Annotated in this window: 13 protein-coding genes; 10 read left to right on the top strand and 3 right to left on the bottom strand. The window is 70.7% G+C overall.

The window, feature by feature from the left end; translation table 11 throughout:
- Genes ABZY45_RS16795 through ABZY45_RS16760 form a run of 8 tightly spaced genes read left to right on the top strand, consistent with a single transcriptional unit; the run spans position 1 to position 7,209 of the window.
- Positions 1 to 1,131, top strand: a complete 1,131-nt coding sequence (locus ABZY45_RS16795) for an MCE family protein (protein WP_356740599.1) — start codon at positions 1 to 3, stop codon at positions 1,129 to 1,131.
- Positions 1,128 to 2,270 (top strand): MCE family protein, encoded by a 1,143-nt coding sequence (locus ABZY45_RS16790; protein WP_356740597.1) that lies wholly within the window; start codon positions 1,128 to 1,130, stop codon positions 2,268 to 2,270. Before ABZY45_RS16795 ends, ABZY45_RS16790 begins: the two co-directional genes overlap by 4 nt.
- On the top strand, positions 2,270 to 3,508 hold the full coding sequence (locus tag ABZY45_RS16785; RefSeq protein ID WP_356740595.1) for an MlaD family protein: 1,239 nt from the start codon (positions 2,270 to 2,272) through the stop codon (positions 3,506 to 3,508). The genes ABZY45_RS16790 and ABZY45_RS16785 overlap by 1 nt, the downstream gene beginning before the upstream one ends.
- The gene (locus ABZY45_RS16780) at positions 3,505 to 4,026 is read left to right on the top strand and encodes a hypothetical protein (RefSeq protein WP_356740593.1); all 522 of its coding nucleotides are present in this window, start codon (positions 3,505 to 3,507) and stop codon (positions 4,024 to 4,026) included. The genes ABZY45_RS16785 and ABZY45_RS16780 overlap by 4 nt, the downstream gene beginning before the upstream one ends.
- Positions 4,023 to 4,610 (top strand): hypothetical protein, encoded by a 588-nt coding sequence (locus ABZY45_RS16775; RefSeq protein ID WP_356740591.1) that lies wholly within the window; start codon positions 4,023 to 4,025, stop codon positions 4,608 to 4,610. Before ABZY45_RS16780 ends, ABZY45_RS16775 begins: the two co-directional genes overlap by 4 nt.
- A 13-nt stretch (positions 4,611 to 4,623) precedes the next feature.
- Positions 4,624 to 5,151 (top strand): hypothetical protein, encoded by a 528-nt coding sequence (locus ABZY45_RS16770; protein WP_356740589.1) that lies wholly within the window; start codon positions 4,624 to 4,626, stop codon positions 5,149 to 5,151.
- 38 nt (positions 5,152 to 5,189) lie between these two features.
- Positions 5,190 to 5,963, top strand: a complete 774-nt coding sequence (locus ABZY45_RS16765; protein WP_356740587.1) for a hypothetical protein — start codon at positions 5,190 to 5,192, stop codon at positions 5,961 to 5,963.
- Positions 5,964 to 5,982: 19 nt separating this feature from the next.
- Positions 5,983 to 7,209: a lytic murein transglycosylase gene (locus ABZY45_RS16760; protein ID WP_356740585.1), complete on the top strand. Its 1,227-nt coding sequence runs from the start codon at positions 5,983 to 5,985 to the stop codon at positions 7,207 to 7,209.
- Positions 7,210 to 7,213: 4 nt separating this feature from the next.
- Here the strand turns inward: ABZY45_RS16760 and ABZY45_RS16755 are convergent, their stop codons facing one another.
- Positions 7,214 to 8,275, bottom strand: a complete 1,062-nt coding sequence (locus ABZY45_RS16755) for an ATP-dependent DNA ligase (RefSeq protein WP_356740583.1) — start codon at positions 8,273 to 8,275, stop codon at positions 7,214 to 7,216.
- Between the two features lie 94 nt (positions 8,276 to 8,369).
- Between ABZY45_RS16755 and ligD the strand changes: the two genes are divergently transcribed.
- A complete protein-coding gene (gene ligD, locus ABZY45_RS16750) occupies positions 8,370 to 9,380 on the top strand; it encodes a non-homologous end-joining DNA ligase (RefSeq protein WP_356741075.1) in 1,011 nt (336 codons plus the stop codon).
- Complete coding sequence (locus ABZY45_RS16745; RefSeq protein WP_356740581.1) at positions 9,377 to 10,546, top strand: ABC transporter permease; 1,170 nt, start codon at positions 9,377 to 9,379, stop codon at positions 10,544 to 10,546. Before ligD ends, ABZY45_RS16745 begins: the two co-directional genes overlap by 4 nt.
- 13 nt (positions 10,547 to 10,559) lie before the next feature.
- On the opposite strand, the gene ABZY45_RS16740 is transcribed toward ABZY45_RS16745, so the two are convergent.
- Both ABZY45_RS16740 and ABZY45_RS16735 read right to left on the bottom strand, forming a co-directional pair.
- Positions 10,560 to 12,794, bottom strand: coding sequence for a family 16 glycoside hydrolase (locus tag ABZY45_RS16740; protein ID WP_356740579.1), 2,235 nt, complete (start codon positions 12,792 to 12,794; stop codon positions 10,560 to 10,562).
- Positions 12,791 to 15,289, bottom strand: a complete 2,499-nt coding sequence (locus ABZY45_RS16735) for a ThuA domain-containing protein (protein WP_356740577.1) — start codon at positions 15,287 to 15,289, stop codon at positions 12,791 to 12,793. The genes ABZY45_RS16740 and ABZY45_RS16735 overlap by 4 nt, the downstream gene beginning before the upstream one ends.
- Positions 15,290 to 15,452 lie beyond the last annotated feature (163 nt).

Raw genomic sequence — 15,452 nt, 5'->3', positions numbered from 1 at the left:
ATGAGAGGCACACGCATCATCGGCATCGGCGCCGGGCTCGCCGTCGTGGCGGTCGCCGCCACCTCGGGGGTGATGGCCATGGACGAGCGGGGGAGGACCACCGTCACCGCCTACTTCGACCGGGCCACGGGCATCTACGCCGGTTCGGACCTGCGCATCCTCGGGGTGAAGGTCGGCACGGTGGAGTCCGTGCAGCCGGACGGCGAGGAGGTCAGGGTCACCCTGAAACTCGACGAGGGCGTCGAGGTCCCCGCGAAGGCGCACGCCGTCGTCGTCGCCCCCAGCCTGGTCGCCGACCGGTACGTACAGCTCGCACCGGCCTACAGTGGGGGAGCACGGCTCCAGGACGGTGCCGTCCTGCCGGCCGCGGCCAACGCCACCCCCGTCGAGGTCGACCAGCTGTACGAGTCGATCACCGAACTCTCCACCGCGCTCGGCCCTGAAGGAGCCAACGCAGACGGGGCGCTCTCCGAACTGCTCGACACCGGGGCGAAGAACCTCGACGGGAACGGGGAGGCCATCGGGGACTCCATCGAACAGTTCGGCAAGGCCACGAAGACCCTCGACAGGAGCAGCGGGAACCTCTTCGACACGCTGTCCTACCTCCAGACCTTCACCACGATGCTGAAGGACAACGACGGCAACGTGCGCGCCGCGGAGCAGCAGCTGAACTCCGTCACGGGCTTCCTCGCCGACGACAAGGAGAACCTCGGCGCCGCCCTCACCGAACTGGGCAAGGCTCTGGGCCAGGTCAAGGGGTTCATCCAGAAGAACCGCGGCGCCCTCAAGAAGAACGTGGACCTGCTGGTACCCCTCACGCAGACCCTCGTCGACCAGCGCGCCTCGCTCGCCGAGTCCCTCGACACCCTGCCGCTCGCCGCCGGCAACGTACTCAACGCCTACGACCCGGCCAACCGCACCCTCAACGGGCGGACCAACCTCAACGAGCTGTCGATGGGCGGTCCGCTCACGAGCGCCGACCCGGGTGCCACCGCGCTCGCGGGGCTGGCACCGGTGGACGGTGACCGGCAGAAGGCACTCCCCGCCCTGCCGCTGCCCGCCGTCGGCACCGTCTACGGCACCCCCGAGAAGACCGGGAAGCCCGAGAAGAAGAAGGAGGCGACCCGATGAGCCCCGCCCTGCGCAGACCCGGAACCCGCGCGGTCACGGGCCTCGGCGCCCTGGTCGCCGCGGGCGTCGGCTTCGTGCTCGTGGCCACGACGGTCGGACTGCCCTCGATCGACGGCCTCGACCAGGTGCCGCTCCCCGGCGGAGCCGACCTGGGAGACCACCCGTACGAGATCACCGCCGAGTTCGGCGACGTGCTCAGCCTCGCGCCGCAGTCCTCCGTCAAGGTCAACGACGTCGCCGTCGGGCGGGTCACCAAGATCTCCCTCACGCCGGGAAGCTGGACCGCGAGGGTGACGATGCGTGTCAACGGGAAGGTCGACCTGCCGGCCAACTCCTACGCCCACCTCGAACAGTCCAGCCTCCTCGGCGAGAAGTTCGTCCAGCTCTCACCGCCGGGCACCGGGACCGCCGAGGGCAGCCTCGCGGACGGCGACCGGATCCCGCTCTCCCGCACCAATCGCAACCCCGAGGTCGAAGAGGTCTTCGGAGCCCTGTCGATGCTCCTCAACGGTGGCGGGGTCAGCCAGCTCAAGACCATCACGACCGAGCTCAACAAGGCGCTCTCCGGGCAGGAACCCCAGATCCGCTCGATGCTGAACCGCGTCGACACGCTCGTCACCGACCTGGACGGTCACAAGGAGGACATCACCCAGGCCCTGGACGGCGTCAACCGGCTCGCCGCGACCCTCGCCACCCGCAAACAGGACGTCGGCACGGTCCTCACCGGCCTCAGCCCCGGACTGAAGGTCCTGGAGAAGCAGCGCGGTTCGCTGCTCACCATGCTGCGCTCGCTCGACTCGCTCTCCACCGTCGCCGTCGACACCATCAACAAGAGCAAGGCCGACATGATCGCCGACCTCAAGGCCATCGCCCCCACGCTGACCGCCCTCGCGGACTCCGGCAACGACCTGCCCGACTCCCTCCAGGTGCTGGTCACCTATCCGTTCACCGACGAGGTGCTCCGCGGGGTCAAGGGCGACTACCTCAACGTCTACCTGGATGTGACGGCCCTGCCCGGCACCCAGATCATCCCCGCGCTCACCCCGGCCCCGGCCTCCGGCGCCCAGCAGAACTCCCGCTCGGCGCTGCCCCTGCCGCTTCCCTCGGTCACGACGCCCGGAACGGAGGGAACCAGCTGATGATCACCCTCGCCACCCGGCTCAAGAACCTGGCGTTCCTCGTCATCGCCGTACTCGTCCTCGGCTTCCTCGGCGTCCGGTACGCCGACCTCGGCCACTACATCGGTCTGCGGGACTACTACACCGTCACGGTGCAACTTCCGCAGACGGGCGGCCTCTACACCCATTCCAACGTCAGCTACCGGGGCGTGTCCGTGGGCAGGGTCGGCCCGATCGAACTGACCGACGCCGGCGTGGAGGCCGAACTGCGCATCGACAACGACGCACCTCCCATCCCGGACAGCCTGCGGGCCGTCGTCGCCAGTCTCTCCGCGGTGGGCGAGCAGTACATCGATCTGCGGCCGACCCGCGCGGACGGCCCCTTCCTGGACAACGGCTCGGTCATCGACCAGGCCGACACCACCGTCCCCGCACCCGTCACCGACGTCCTCACCAGCGTCAACGACCTGACGAAGTCCGTCGACGCCGAGGCACTGCGCACCGTGGTCGACGAATTCGGTGCGGCGTTCGAGGGCCGCGGAGACGATCTCCAGGTGCTGCTGGACACCGGAAGCGAGTTCGTCGAGGCCGCCGACGAGGCCCTGCCGACCACCACGAAGCTGATGGCGGACGGGGAGACCGTGCTCCGGACCCAGGCTGAACAGGGCGAGGCCCTCAAGGGCTTCGCCTCGGGGGCCGAGCAGCTCGCCGCCGAGCTCAAGGCGTCCGACACCGATCTGCGCCGGCTGATCGCCGCCGCGCCCGGAGCCACCCAGCAGATCAGCGGGCTGCTGCGCGACCTCGACCCCGCCTTCGGCGTGGTCGTGGCCAACCTCCTGACCACCTCGGAGGTGGCGGTCACCCGTCAGCGCGGCCTGGAGGAACTCCTGGTGAAGGTACCCGCGGTCGCGGCAGCCGGCGCCAGCGCGATCGACGGCGACGGCGCCAGGTTCGGCATGTCGGTCACCTTCTTCGAGCCTCTGCCCTGCACCGCCGGATACGGCTCCACCACCTACCGGCCGGGCACCGACCTCTCGGCAGCCCCCGCGGTCAACACAAGGGCCCGCTGCACCTCCTCGCCCGGCAGCGGGATCAACGTGCGCGGCAGCGCCAACGCCCCGAAGGGCGGGCCCGTCCCCGAGCCGTTCGAACCGGCATCGGGCCTGTCGGGAACCCTCGGCGCCTCACGGGACGCGGGGGAGAACACGCCCCGGGCCGACGGGATGGCCGGCCTGCTCGGTCTGGGAGGCGGAGCATGAGCGACCGTACGAGGACGAGGATCGGCTGGGCCGGGCTGCTCGCCGCCGCGCTGGTCTGCGCGCTGGGCGCGTGGTCGTACGCCGGTGCGCGGGGCGACGACACCCTGGCGTACGCGAAGAGCCGGGACGCCGCGCTCGCCGACGGCAAGCGGCACCTCGCCCGGCTTACCAGCATGGACGGCGGGGACGCCGCGAGCGTCGACTCCGGGCTGAGGGCCTGGCTCGACTCCTCGACCGGCCCCCTGCACGACAGGCTGGAGCGCTCCCGGAAGAAGGACGCGGGCGAGCTCACCGAGACCGGCGCCACCGCGCGGGGCAAGGTCACCGACGCGGCGCTCACCGCCCTCGACGACCGGGCCGGCACGGCCGCGCTCATCGCCACCGTCGACGTCGCCGTCACTCCGCGCACCGGCAAGGGCGGCACGGAACGCAAACGCTTCGAGGCCACCCTCGCCCGGACCGGGGACGGCTGGAAGATCAAGGCACTTGACGCGCTACCCGTCGGGAGCGGCTCATGAAGCAGAGCACGGCGACGACGGCGGTCCTGCCCGGCCCCGAACCGGAGACCGCCCCCGGGCCCCGACCCTCCGAGACGCCCCCGCGCGGACGGTGGCGGCGCGCCGTCGCCGGCGTGCTGGCCGTCGCCCTGCTGGGCACGGGCGGGGCCCTGTTCGTGCAGGGGCGCCAGTTGCGCGACACCCCGGCCACCTCCAACCGGGCGCTGAGCGACTCGGCGGCGACCTCCCGGGTCGTGGGCGACGTGAGCAGCGCCCTCGGCAAGGTCTTCTCCTACAGCCCGCAGGCCACGGCCGCCACCAAGGAGTCGGCGAAGCAACTGCTCGGGGGCAGGGCGCTCCAGCAGTACGCGGCGCTGTTCGGGCAGGTCGAGAAGCAGGCCGCGGACCAGAAGCTCACGCTCACCAGCCAGGTCGTACGCGCCGGAGTCACCCGGCTGGGCGGCAGCAGCGCCCACCTCCTGGTCTTCCTCGACCAGATCTACGAGCGCGAGGGGAAGGCCGCCACCACCGCGGCGGCCCAGCTGTCCGTCACCGCGGAACTGCGCGGCGGGCACTGGCGGATCGTCGACATCACCTCCAGGTAGGGGAGAGGCACCAATGGCACGGGTACGGACGACGAATCCGCTGCGGGCGGCGGCGGTCGCGCTGACGGTCGTGGCCGCGGTCGCGGCGGGATGGGGCGGCTGGTCGCGTTACGACGCCGCGCACGACGACTCCGCGGCCTACGCCCAGGCCCGCGACGACGCGCTGGCGGCGGGGGAGCAGGCCGTGCAGAACCTCAACACGCTCGACCACGCGAAGCTCGCCGAAGGGCTCGACAGCTGGGAGGACTCGACCACCGGCGATCTGCACAGCCAACTCGTCGAAGGGCGCAAGGGCTTCGTCGAGCAGATCGAGGCGGCCAGGACCGTCAGTACGGCCAAGATCCTGTCCGGAGCCGTGACGGAGCTGGACGACCGGGCGGGCAAGGCCGGGGTGATGGTGGCACTCCGGGTCACGGTGACCGCGCCCGAGGGCGAGCCCGCGGTCAAGGAGAGCCGGATGCTCGGCCAGCTCACCCGCACCTCCGAGGGGTGGAAGCTCAGCGCCCTCGGCCAGGCGCCGGTCGGCAACACCGCAGGCTGACCCCGCCCCACCGCCCCGCCCCCGAAAGGACCGCTGCCATGTCGACGACCCGACACCTCGTCAACCGCCGCCGCAGACTCGCCACCGTCGCCGCGGTCACCGGCGCCCCGCCGCGCACGGCCGCCGCACCGGCGGAGGACCGGGCCCCCGGGGCCGCCGGGACCACGGACACCCCGGGCCCGGAGGCCACCACCGGCGTCGACGCCGGGACGCCCGAGACCGTCGAGGCGACCGACGGCACAGAGAAGGCCGAGGGAAAGAGCGCCGGGGGAGATCCCCCGCGCGGGAGGCTGACCCGCCTCCGTATCCGGCTGCCCGGCGTGCTCTGCGCCGCCACGCTGCTCCTCGGCGCCTTCGCCGTCTGGGCGTTCACCTCGGCCGGGACGCTGCGTGACGACCCGAGCCGGCAGAACGCCGCTCTCACCGACATCAGCCGGACCAGCGAGGTCAAGGGCCAGATCACCGAGGCCGTCGGGGCGGTCTTCTCGTACGACTACGCCTCGCCCGAGAAGGCGGAGCGTGCCGTGCGCACGTACCTGACGGGCAACGCGGTCGAGCAGCACAAGGAGATGCTCGCGGACGTACGGGCGCAGGCGCCGAAGCAGAAGCTCGTCCTCACCACGACCGTCACCCAGAGCGGGGTCGAGCACCTCGACGGCGACCGGGCCCGGCTGCTGGTCTTCGCCGACCAGAGCAACACCCGCACCGGCAAGGAGGAGGAGACGACGTACGCCGCTGCCATGTTCGCCGTGGACGCCGTTCGCCGCGGTGACACCTGGCGGATCGCGGCCATCGACACCTTCACGCGATGACCGAGGAGAGGGAGGACACATGAGGTTCGACGGAACGGTGCGACGCGGGCTCACGGGCACGGCCACCGCCGTGGCCGCCATGGCGGCGCTCACCGCGTCCCAGGCCCCGGGGCTCGCCGCCGGAGGCGCCCACGACATGAAGAACGTGGCGTCGGACGACGTCGTCTGGACCGAGGTGCCGAACGACGACAGCTATCACACCGAGCTCCCACCCCTGCGGTCCCCCGAACCGCCGGCCAAGAGCACCGGACAGAAGCCCGGGCCGGCCGTCGAGCGGTCCTGGGCGGAGGCCGGTATTCCGTCCACCGTGCTGGCCGCCTACCGCAAGGCGCAGAGCGCACTCGGCCGCAGCGACCCGGGATGTCACCTGCCCTGGCAGTTACTCGCGGCCATCGGCAAGGTGGAGTCCGGGCACGCCGGCGGAGGACGGGTGGACGCCGCGGGCACCACTCTGACGCCGATCCTCGGCCCCGTCCTGAACGGCGACGGCTTCGCCGAGATCAGGGATACGGACGGCGGGGCGTACGACGGGGACACGCGTTTCGACCGGGCGGTCGGCCCGATGCAGTTCATCCCCTCCACCTGGGCGCACTGGGGCAAGGACGGCAACGGCGACGGACGCAAGGACCCCGGCAACATTGCCGACGCGGCCCTCGCCGCGGGCCACTACCTCTGCGCGGGGACGCGCGACCTGTCCGCACGGGCGGACCTGGACCGGGCGATCCTCAGTTACAACCACTCGGACACCTATCTGCGCACGGTGCTCTCCTGGCTGGACTTCTACCGCGAGGGAACCCACCCCGTCGCCGACGGCAAGGGCGTGATCCCGCAGAGCCCGGGTGCCGGTAGCCCGCACCCGCCGAAGGCCCCGGTCGGAGGTTCCGGCAGCCCGGGCACCGGCGGTGGCGGCATCGTCGTCGGCCCGCAGCCCAGCGGCACACCCGGCCCGTCCACGTCACCGTCCCCCACTCCCACACCCTCGGATTCCGGCAGTCCGCAGCCGGGCGGCTCCGGGACGCCCACGAACCCGGGACCCGAACCCACCGACAGCGGCTCGCCCGAGCCGACGGTGACCCCGGACCCCTCGACGACACCCGACCCCGAGCCGAGCACGTCCGAGCCCACCACCACGCCCGACCCGGAGCCCACCACCACCCCGGGCTGCCCCACGCCCTCCGCGGAGGCCGATCCCGCCGCCCCGACGGACGCACCGACCGGCGAACCCTGCGCCACCCCCACCGCCTGAGGGGTCAGCCGGCGTCGAGCACCTCGGTGAGGTCGTACCGCACCACTTCCTCCAGCTGCGCGTAGGTGCAGGTGGAGGGGGTGCGGTCCGGCCGCCACCGGCGGAACTGGGTGGTGTGGCGGAAGCGGTCGCCCTCCATGTGGTCGTACGCCACCTCGCAGACCCGTTCCGGCGCGAGCGCCACCCAGGACAGGTCTTTCTTGCCCGACCACCGGCTCGGCGCCCCCGGCAGCCGGGACCCCTCGTGCGCAGCGGCGTCCGCCCAGGCCGCCCACGGGTGGCCTGCGGGCTCGATGCGCAACGGCTCCAGCTCCTCGACCAGTTCGGCCCGACGCTTCATCGGGAAGGCCGCGCACACCCCGACGTGCTGGAGGGCGCCCCCGGAGTCGTACAGGCCGAGCAGCAGCGAGCCGACGACAGGACCGCTCTTGTGGAAGCGGTAGCCCGCCACGACGACGTCGGCGGTCCGCTCGTGCTTGATCTTGTACATGGCGCGCGTGTCCGGCCGGTAGGGCAGGCCGAGCGGCTTGGCGACCACCCCGTCGAGCCCCGCGCCCTCGTACCGCTCGAACCACTCCCGTGCGAGCTCCTGGTCCGTGGTGGAGGGTGCGAGGTGGACCGGCGCCGAGGCGTCCGCGAGGGCCTCCTCCAGGATCGCCCGGCGCTCCGTCTGCACGGTGGTGAGCAGGGACGTGTCGTCCAGGGCGAGGATGTCGAAGGCCACGAGGCTCGCCGGTGTCCGCTCCGCCAGCATCCGGACCCGTGAGTCGGCCGGGTGGATGCGCTCGCTCAGCCGGTCGAAGTCCAGCCGTCCCTCGTACGGCAGCACGATCTCGCCGTCGATCACGCAGCGACGCGGCAGGTTGTCCAGGACGGCCGTGACCACCTCGGGGAAGTAACGGGTCAGGGGCTTCCCCGTCCGGCTCCCGATCACCACCTCGTCCCCGTCCCGGTGCACGATCGCCCGGAAGCCGTCCCACTTCGCCTCGTACTGCATACCCGGGGGGATCGCGGACACGGACTTGGCGAGCATCGGTTTCACAGGCGGCATCACCGGCAGGTCCATGGCCCGATTCTGGCCCACAGGGCGTTACACGTCCTCCGATGTGCGGCATATGTGGACCCGGCCTACGGTGTCCGACATGGGAGCTGGAGCGGCGATGGAGCTGGACGTGGACGGACGGGCGGTCCGCCTGTCCAACCCGGACAAGGTGTACTTCCCTGAGAAGGGCTACACCAAGAAGGACGTGGCCGACTACTTCCAGGCCGTCGGGCCCGGCATCCTCCGCGCCCTCAGAGAGCGGCCCACCACGCTCCAGCGCTTCGTCGACGGTGTCGAGGGCGAGTTCTTCTACCAGAAGCGCGCGCCGAAGAACCTCCCCGACTGGACGCCCACGGCCCGCATCGAGTTCCCCAGCGGCCGGCACGCCGACGAGATGTGCCCCACGGAACTCGGCGCGGTCCTGTGGGCGGTCAACCTCGGCACCCTGACCTTCCATCCCTGGCCGGTGCGCAGGTCCGACACCGATCACCCCGACGAACTGCGCATCGACCTCGATCCGCAGCCGGGCACCGACTACTCCGACGCGGTACGGGCGGCGCACGAGCTGCGCGCGGTCCTGGACGAGAACGGATTGCGCGGCTGGCCCAAGACCTCCGGCGGACGCGGTATCCACGTCTTCGTCCCCCTCGTCCCGGAGTGGACGTTCACCCAGGTCCGGCGCGCCGCGATCGCGGCCGGCCGGGAACTGGAGCGCAGGATGCCGGACCGGGTGACCACCGCGTGGTGGAAGGAGGAACGGGGCGAGCGCATCTTCGTCGACTACAACCAGACGGCCCGCGACCGCACGATCGCCTCCGCCTACTCCGTACGCCCGTTCCCGCACGCCCCGGTGTCCGCGCCGCTGCGCTGGGACGAGATCGACGACGCGGAGCCCCGCGACTTCGACCTGCGGACCATGCCCGGGCGGTACGCCGACGTGGGCGACCTGCACGCCGACATGGACGACCACGCCTTCCGGCTCGACCAGCTCCTGGAGCTGGCGCGGAGGGACGAGCACGAGCACGAACTCGGTGACCTGCCCTACCCGCCGGAGTACCCCAAGATGCCGGGCGAGCCCAAGCGCGTGCAGCCCAGCCGCGCCCGCCGCGACGACGGCGACAAAGCATGACGTCCGGAGCCGCCGACGGGCACGGGGATCGCGGTGACGGTCACGTGGACCACGGTCACGAGCACCGCGATCACGAGAACCACGGTCACGAGGAGAAGGGCCGTGGCGAGCAGAGGACGCACGGGGCGCACGGCCGGCCGCCGACCCGGCGGGAGCGGTGGGAGGCGTTCAAGCAGTCGCCGTACTTCCCCGCGGTCGTCCTGGTGTTCATCCTTGCCGCAGCCGCCGGACTCTTCGCCGGTTCGTACACGTATGCGATGGCCAACCCCACCCCGCACCGCATCCCGGCCGCCGTCGTCGAGGGGCCCAGGAGCCCTTACGCCACCGAGTTCGTCAAGGGGATGGAAAAGGCGCTCGACGCCTCGCTCGAACTGCACAGGTACCCGGACGGCGCGGCGGCCAGGGCGGCGCTGGAGGAGCAGAAGGTCTTCGTGATCCTGCGGAGCAGGGGCGACGGCGTGCTGATGCAGGTGGCCAGTGCCTCCGGGGCCTCCGTCGCCCAGTTGCTGGGAGAGACGGGGGTGAAGGTGGCCGGCACCATCGGTGTCCAGCTCACCGTCAAGGACGTCAAGCCACTCGGGGAGGGGGACCCGCGCGGACTCGCCCTCTTCTACATCTCCCTCGCCGCCGTCATCATCGGCTTCGTCGGGGCCATCCAGCTCAGCGTGCACGCACGGTCGCTCCTGCCGCTGGAGCGGATCCTCTTCACGCTCGGCTACGCACTGCTCGGCGGCTTCACCATCGCGGCCGTCGTGGACTGGGGGCTCGGTGCGCTCGATCTGCCGTTCGTCCAGTCGTGGATGATCCTGGCGTTCACGATGTTCACGTCGGGCATGGTCTTCACGATGTTCAACACCCTGATGGGACGGTGGGCGATGATCCCGACGTGGGGTGTCATGGTCCTGCTCGGCAACCCCTCGTCCGGCGGTGCGGTGTCCTGGCCGCTGCTGCCTTCGCTCCTCGGCCACATCGGGCGGTGGCTGCCGCCCGGCGCCTCGGTCAACGCCCAGCACACCGCCGTCTACTACCAGGGCCACCAGTACGTCTTCCCGTACCTCGTGCTGGGTGCCTGGGCGCTCGTCTCCTGCACGGTCTTCTGGGTGTGGCGCCACCGGCACCCCGGTGGCCGCGACCGCATGCCGGAGCACGCGGCCGCGGCCACCTGAGTGTGCCTCGCCCCTACAACTCCTTGATGCGGATGTCGCGGTACGAGATCACGTCCGTGGTGCTGTGGACCTGGAGCCCGATGTATCCGGAGGCGTAGCGCCGCCCGTCGGTGCCCGGGTCGTCGCCCCGCGGGGGCTCGAAGAGCTGCCCGCCGGTGTTGTCGAACTCGTTGATCAGCACACCGTTGCGGTATACCGAGTAGTGCTGGTCCACGACCTTGATCTCGTAGTCGTTCCAGGTGCCCTTCGGCGTGACCCCGGCGCCGCCGAGACCGACCCGGTCGAATCCGTAGAGGGACCCGGTCTTGTACATGTCGCCGTCGGGCCGGTCGTTGACCTGGATCTCATGGCCGTACTTGATGGCGACCCACTCCGGACGTGACTCCTCCGGGTGGTCGTGGACGTCCGGGAAGCGGACGAAGACCCCGCCGTTGGCGTTGCCCGTGCCGGGAGCGTCGTCCCGCCACTGGAGCTTCAGTGAGAAGTCCCCGTACTGCCGGGCCGGGAACCACAGCATCCCCATGCCGTCCACGGTGGTGGAGCTGGTGATCGAGCCGTCCTCCGTGTTCAGCGCGAACTTCCCGCCGCCGACCTGCTCCCACCTGGCGAGGGACTCGGCGGTGCCGTCGAAGAGCTTGCGGTAGCCCTCGTCCTGGCCCGGCTTGCCGATGCCGGACTGCTTGGCGGCCCGGTAGATCTTCTTGTGCTCACGGGCGTCGACGACCCCGTCGGCGAGCAGCTTGTCGAGGACCTTGTCGACGTGCTTGAGGAAGAGCGCGTGCGAGGACCAGTCCTTCTCGTCCTCGATGAGCTCGTTGATCGTGCAGCGGTTGCCCGTGATCCGGTTGGGTACGCCGGTGTCGACCGTGCCGACGAAGACGGTGAGCCGCACGTCGTACTCCGGGCAGTTCGGAGCCGGGACACCGCCGCTCTCGGCGATGGTGAACGAGGTCTGCTTCGCCTCGGAGGTGTTGCCGGCCTTGTCCGTCGCCCGGTGGGCGAACGTATGGCGGCCGACGCGGTCGACGATCACTGGCGTGGTGTACGCGAGGTAGGGACCGCCGTCGAGGGAGTACTCGGTCCGGTCCACACCGGAGTCGGTGTCCTTCGCGGTGACCGTGGCCGTGGCGCTGGTGATGAAGGCGCCGTCCGAGTTCTTGTCGCCCGAGACCACCACGGAGGTCTCCGGCGGCGTCTTGTCCTGCGACGGCGGCTCGGCGACGGTGAAGTCGACGGACTTCTCCGCCGCGACGTTGCCGGACTTGTCGGTGGCGCGGTAGCGGACCGTGTGCGTCCCCACCTCGTGCACCATCACGGGCGCGGTGTACGGCTGCCAGGCGCCGTCCGTCCCGACGGCGTACTCGATGGTGTTGACGCCTGACCCGGTGTCGGACGCGGTCACGGTGACCGTGGCCATCCCGAGGTAGGCCCCGGCGTCGTCCTTCTCGCCCGAGACGGTCGCCGAGGTCTCCGGCGGGGTCTCGTCGTCCGTCGGGGGTGCGGCGACGGTGAAGTCGACGGACTTCTCCGGCGCGACGTTGCCGGACTTGTCGGTGGCGCGGTAGCGGATCGTGTGCGACCCGACCTCGTTCACCACGACGGGGGCCGTGTACGGCTGCCAGGCGCCGTCCGCCCCGACGGCGTACTCGACGGTGCCGACGCCCGAACCCGCGTCGGTCGCGGCCACGGTGACGGTGGCCTGGCCGATGTACGCGCCGTCGGCGTTCTTGTCACCGTCGACCGTCGCGGAGGCCTCGGGAGCCGTGGTGTCCTCGCCGCCGCCGTCCTCGGTCACCGTGAGGATCCCCTGCATCGAGCCGTGGCCGGGAATCGTGCAGTGGTAGAAGTACCGGCCGGGCGTGAGGGTGACCTCGACGCTGTGCCTGCCGCCCTCGCTGTCGCTGGGGTTGGCCAGGATGTTCACGGCGACGTCGTTGTTGAACTCAGGGTCCGACACGCTGAACGTCAGCGTGTGCGGCATGCCCGTCGTGTTGCCCGTCGCCGTGCTGTTCTCGAAGACGATGGTCGCGGCGCCGGCCACCGCCGTCTTCGGCGCCGTCAGATAGTGGTCGATGGGGTCGCCCGCGGTCCAGGTGAGGACCTGGTCGGCCGCGGCGGCCTTGCTGTCGTCCCGTCCGTACGCGGCGGTCGACGCCAGTCCGAGCACCATCACGAACGAGCCGAGCAGGGCGAGCCACCAGCGTGCGGGCCCGTGCCGTCGTCGAGCGAGGAGAGAGGGGTGTCTCACTGCGCTGCCGCCTTCCTGGCCAGGTCGGCGGCGGCCGGGGTCGGACCGCCGCCCTTGTAGGTCACGCGCCACAGCGCGGACTTGGAGTCGGAGGTGAAGAAGCCGCGCCCGTAGTCGAGGACGTAGAGGGAGCCGTCCGGGGCGAACTTCCAGTCCATGAGGTTGCGGATGCCGTCGGCCCCGACCGGAATGATCTTCTTCAGGGACTCGGCGTGCGTGGGCAGGCCGCCCTTGCCGACGGTCTTCGGGTCGGTCAGCACGGCGTGGCGCGGCTGGGTGTCGTCGTAGAAGTCACCGACGAACCACTTCCCGTCCCAGTACGAGGGCCACTTGGCCTCGCTGGTGCTCGCGGAGTCGTAGCGGTAGACCGGGCCGTTCATCGTGGCCTGGCCGCCGCCCTTGAGCCAGGGCAGGAGCTGCTTCTGGTCCTCGACCTTGTAGCTCGGGACGCCGTTCGCGTCACGCGGGTAGTCCACGCCGCCGCCCTGGGGCGAGTACCAGATGGTGTTCGACGTGACGGGAGGCAGTTTGACCAGGCCGTCGTTGTTGGGCGACTCGTTCCTCGGGGCGTCGCAGTCGTACCAGCCCAGAGGCTTGGACGGATCGGGCAGATTACGGTCCCGGTAGGGCTGCTTGTTGCCCATGCAGTACGGCCAGCCGTGGTTGCCGGCCTTGGTGATCGCGGCGAACGTGTCGTACTTCGCGGGACCCCAGGTCGTGCTGGGAGAGCCCGCGTCGGGGCCGACCCAGCCCGCGTACAGGGTGTCGGTCGCCTTGTCGATCGAGATGCGTGCCGGGTTGCGCACACCCATCACGTAGATCTCGCCCCGGGTCTTGCCACCGCCCTCGTCGGGCTCCTTGCCGGTGAAGAGGTTGCCCTCGGGCAGGGTGTAGGTGCCGTCGTCCTCGGGGTGGATCCGCAGGATCTTGCCGTTGAGGTTGTTGGTGTTGCCCGCGGTGCGACGGGCGTCCGCGAACGACACGCCCTTGTAGTTCGGCTGCGGGTTGTTGCCGGAGTAACCGTCGCTGAAGCCGGAGGAGTTGTTGTCCCCCGTGGCGATGTAGAGGTTGTCCTTCGAGTCCCAGGCCATGCCGCCGCCTGCGTGGCAGCAGCTGTGGATCTGGACCGGCCAGTGCAGCAGCACCTTCTCGGACGCCAGGTCCAGCTTGTCCGTGGCGTGGTCGAAGGTGAACCGCGAGACCTGCCGCACCGCCATCCGCTTGTCGCGGTCGATCTTCGCGTGCGGGGTGTAGTGCAGGTAGATCCAGCCGTTGGTGGCGAAGTCCGGGTCCAGCTCGATCCCGAGCAGCCCCTCCTCGACCTTGACCAGCTCGTCGCCGCCGCCCTTGTTGCCGAAGACGCTCAGCTTGCCGGCGAGGGTGACCTTCCCGGTCGCGGGGTCGTACACATGGATCTCGCCCTCGCCCTTGCCGATGTTCGGGTCGTTCCAGTCGGTGACCACCGGCACACTGCTGTCCGCGCCGCCGCGGCCGATGTAGAAGACCCGGCCGTCCTTCGCGGTCACCAGGCCGTGGGGCTCGCCGATCTGGTCGTTCTGCCCCGGCTGGTTGGGCTGGGTGAGCCGCTCGGCCGTGTAGTTGGAGTCGATCGTGGCCTTGCAGTCGGCCTGCGACAGACGGCTCGTCCAGGCGAGCGCGCCGCGCAGATGGTCGCGGAAGTCGGTCTCGGCGAAGCTGCTGACCGTACCGCCCATGGCGGTGTAGAAGGACCGGCCGCCGTCGTAGTCACGGCACCAGGAGACCGGGTGGTCCCATCCGTTGGCGCTCTTGCCCGGGGTGTAGGTGAGCTCGCGGACCCGGGCCACGGTGTGCACGTCGCCGGACGGATTGTCCTTCCAGTTCAGCCACTTGTCCGGGCGCTTCCACTCCAGCGGGAGGTTCTTCGTCGCCGGGTGCTGCCGGTCGCCGATCTCCACGGTGGCGCGCTGGACGGCCGCCGGGCTGTCCGCGGCGGGGCGGGCACCGACCAGCCCGGTGAACCAGTCGGAGTACGGTTCCGTGCGTGCCGCGTCATGGATGCCGAGGAAGCCTCCGCCGGCCTCCATGTACGCCTCCAGACCCGCTTCCTGCTCAGGGTCGAGCACATCGCCGCCGCCGGTCAGGAACACGACGGCGTTGTACCTGCCGAGCTGCTTGCCGTTGGTGAAGACTCCGGCGTCGTCGGTGGCGACGGTCTTGAAGCGCCCGGCTTCGGGACCGCTGAGCCCGATCTTCTCGATGGCCGCGATGCCGGCGTCCACGGTCGGCGACTCGTCGCCCGCGGAGGCGTGGAACACCAGCACCCGCACGTTGGCACCGCCGGGCGGCGAAGGCAGGGACAACGTTGTCGCCATCCTCTCCTTCAGCCCTGGATCGGGATAAGGGCTTGCGGTGGCCGCGTTCCCGCCGAGCAGGGACGCGGTCAGGGCGCCCGCTGCCACGGCCGCCGCGATACCGCGGCGCGATCTGGACCTGTGATGTGGTGTGCGCTGCATGTGGTCACCCACCCCTCTTGGTCACTTCTCCGGTCACTTCTCTCTCATCGCACCTCTGAGCTGAAGGCGACAGCGCACGAAGCTAGACCTCTTTTCGCGGCGCGCCAATAGGTATGGCAGCAATCGAACGAACTTTGTCCTGAGTGTGGATAAACCATCGGGC

It is taken from the genome of Streptomyces sp. NPDC006516, assembly GCF_040611875.1.
Lineage (GTDB): Bacteria > Actinomycetota > Actinomycetes > Streptomycetales > Streptomycetaceae > Streptomyces.
The sequence above is the reverse complement of the archived record's forward strand: the minus strand, read 5'-3'. Positions and strand labels throughout refer to the sequence as shown.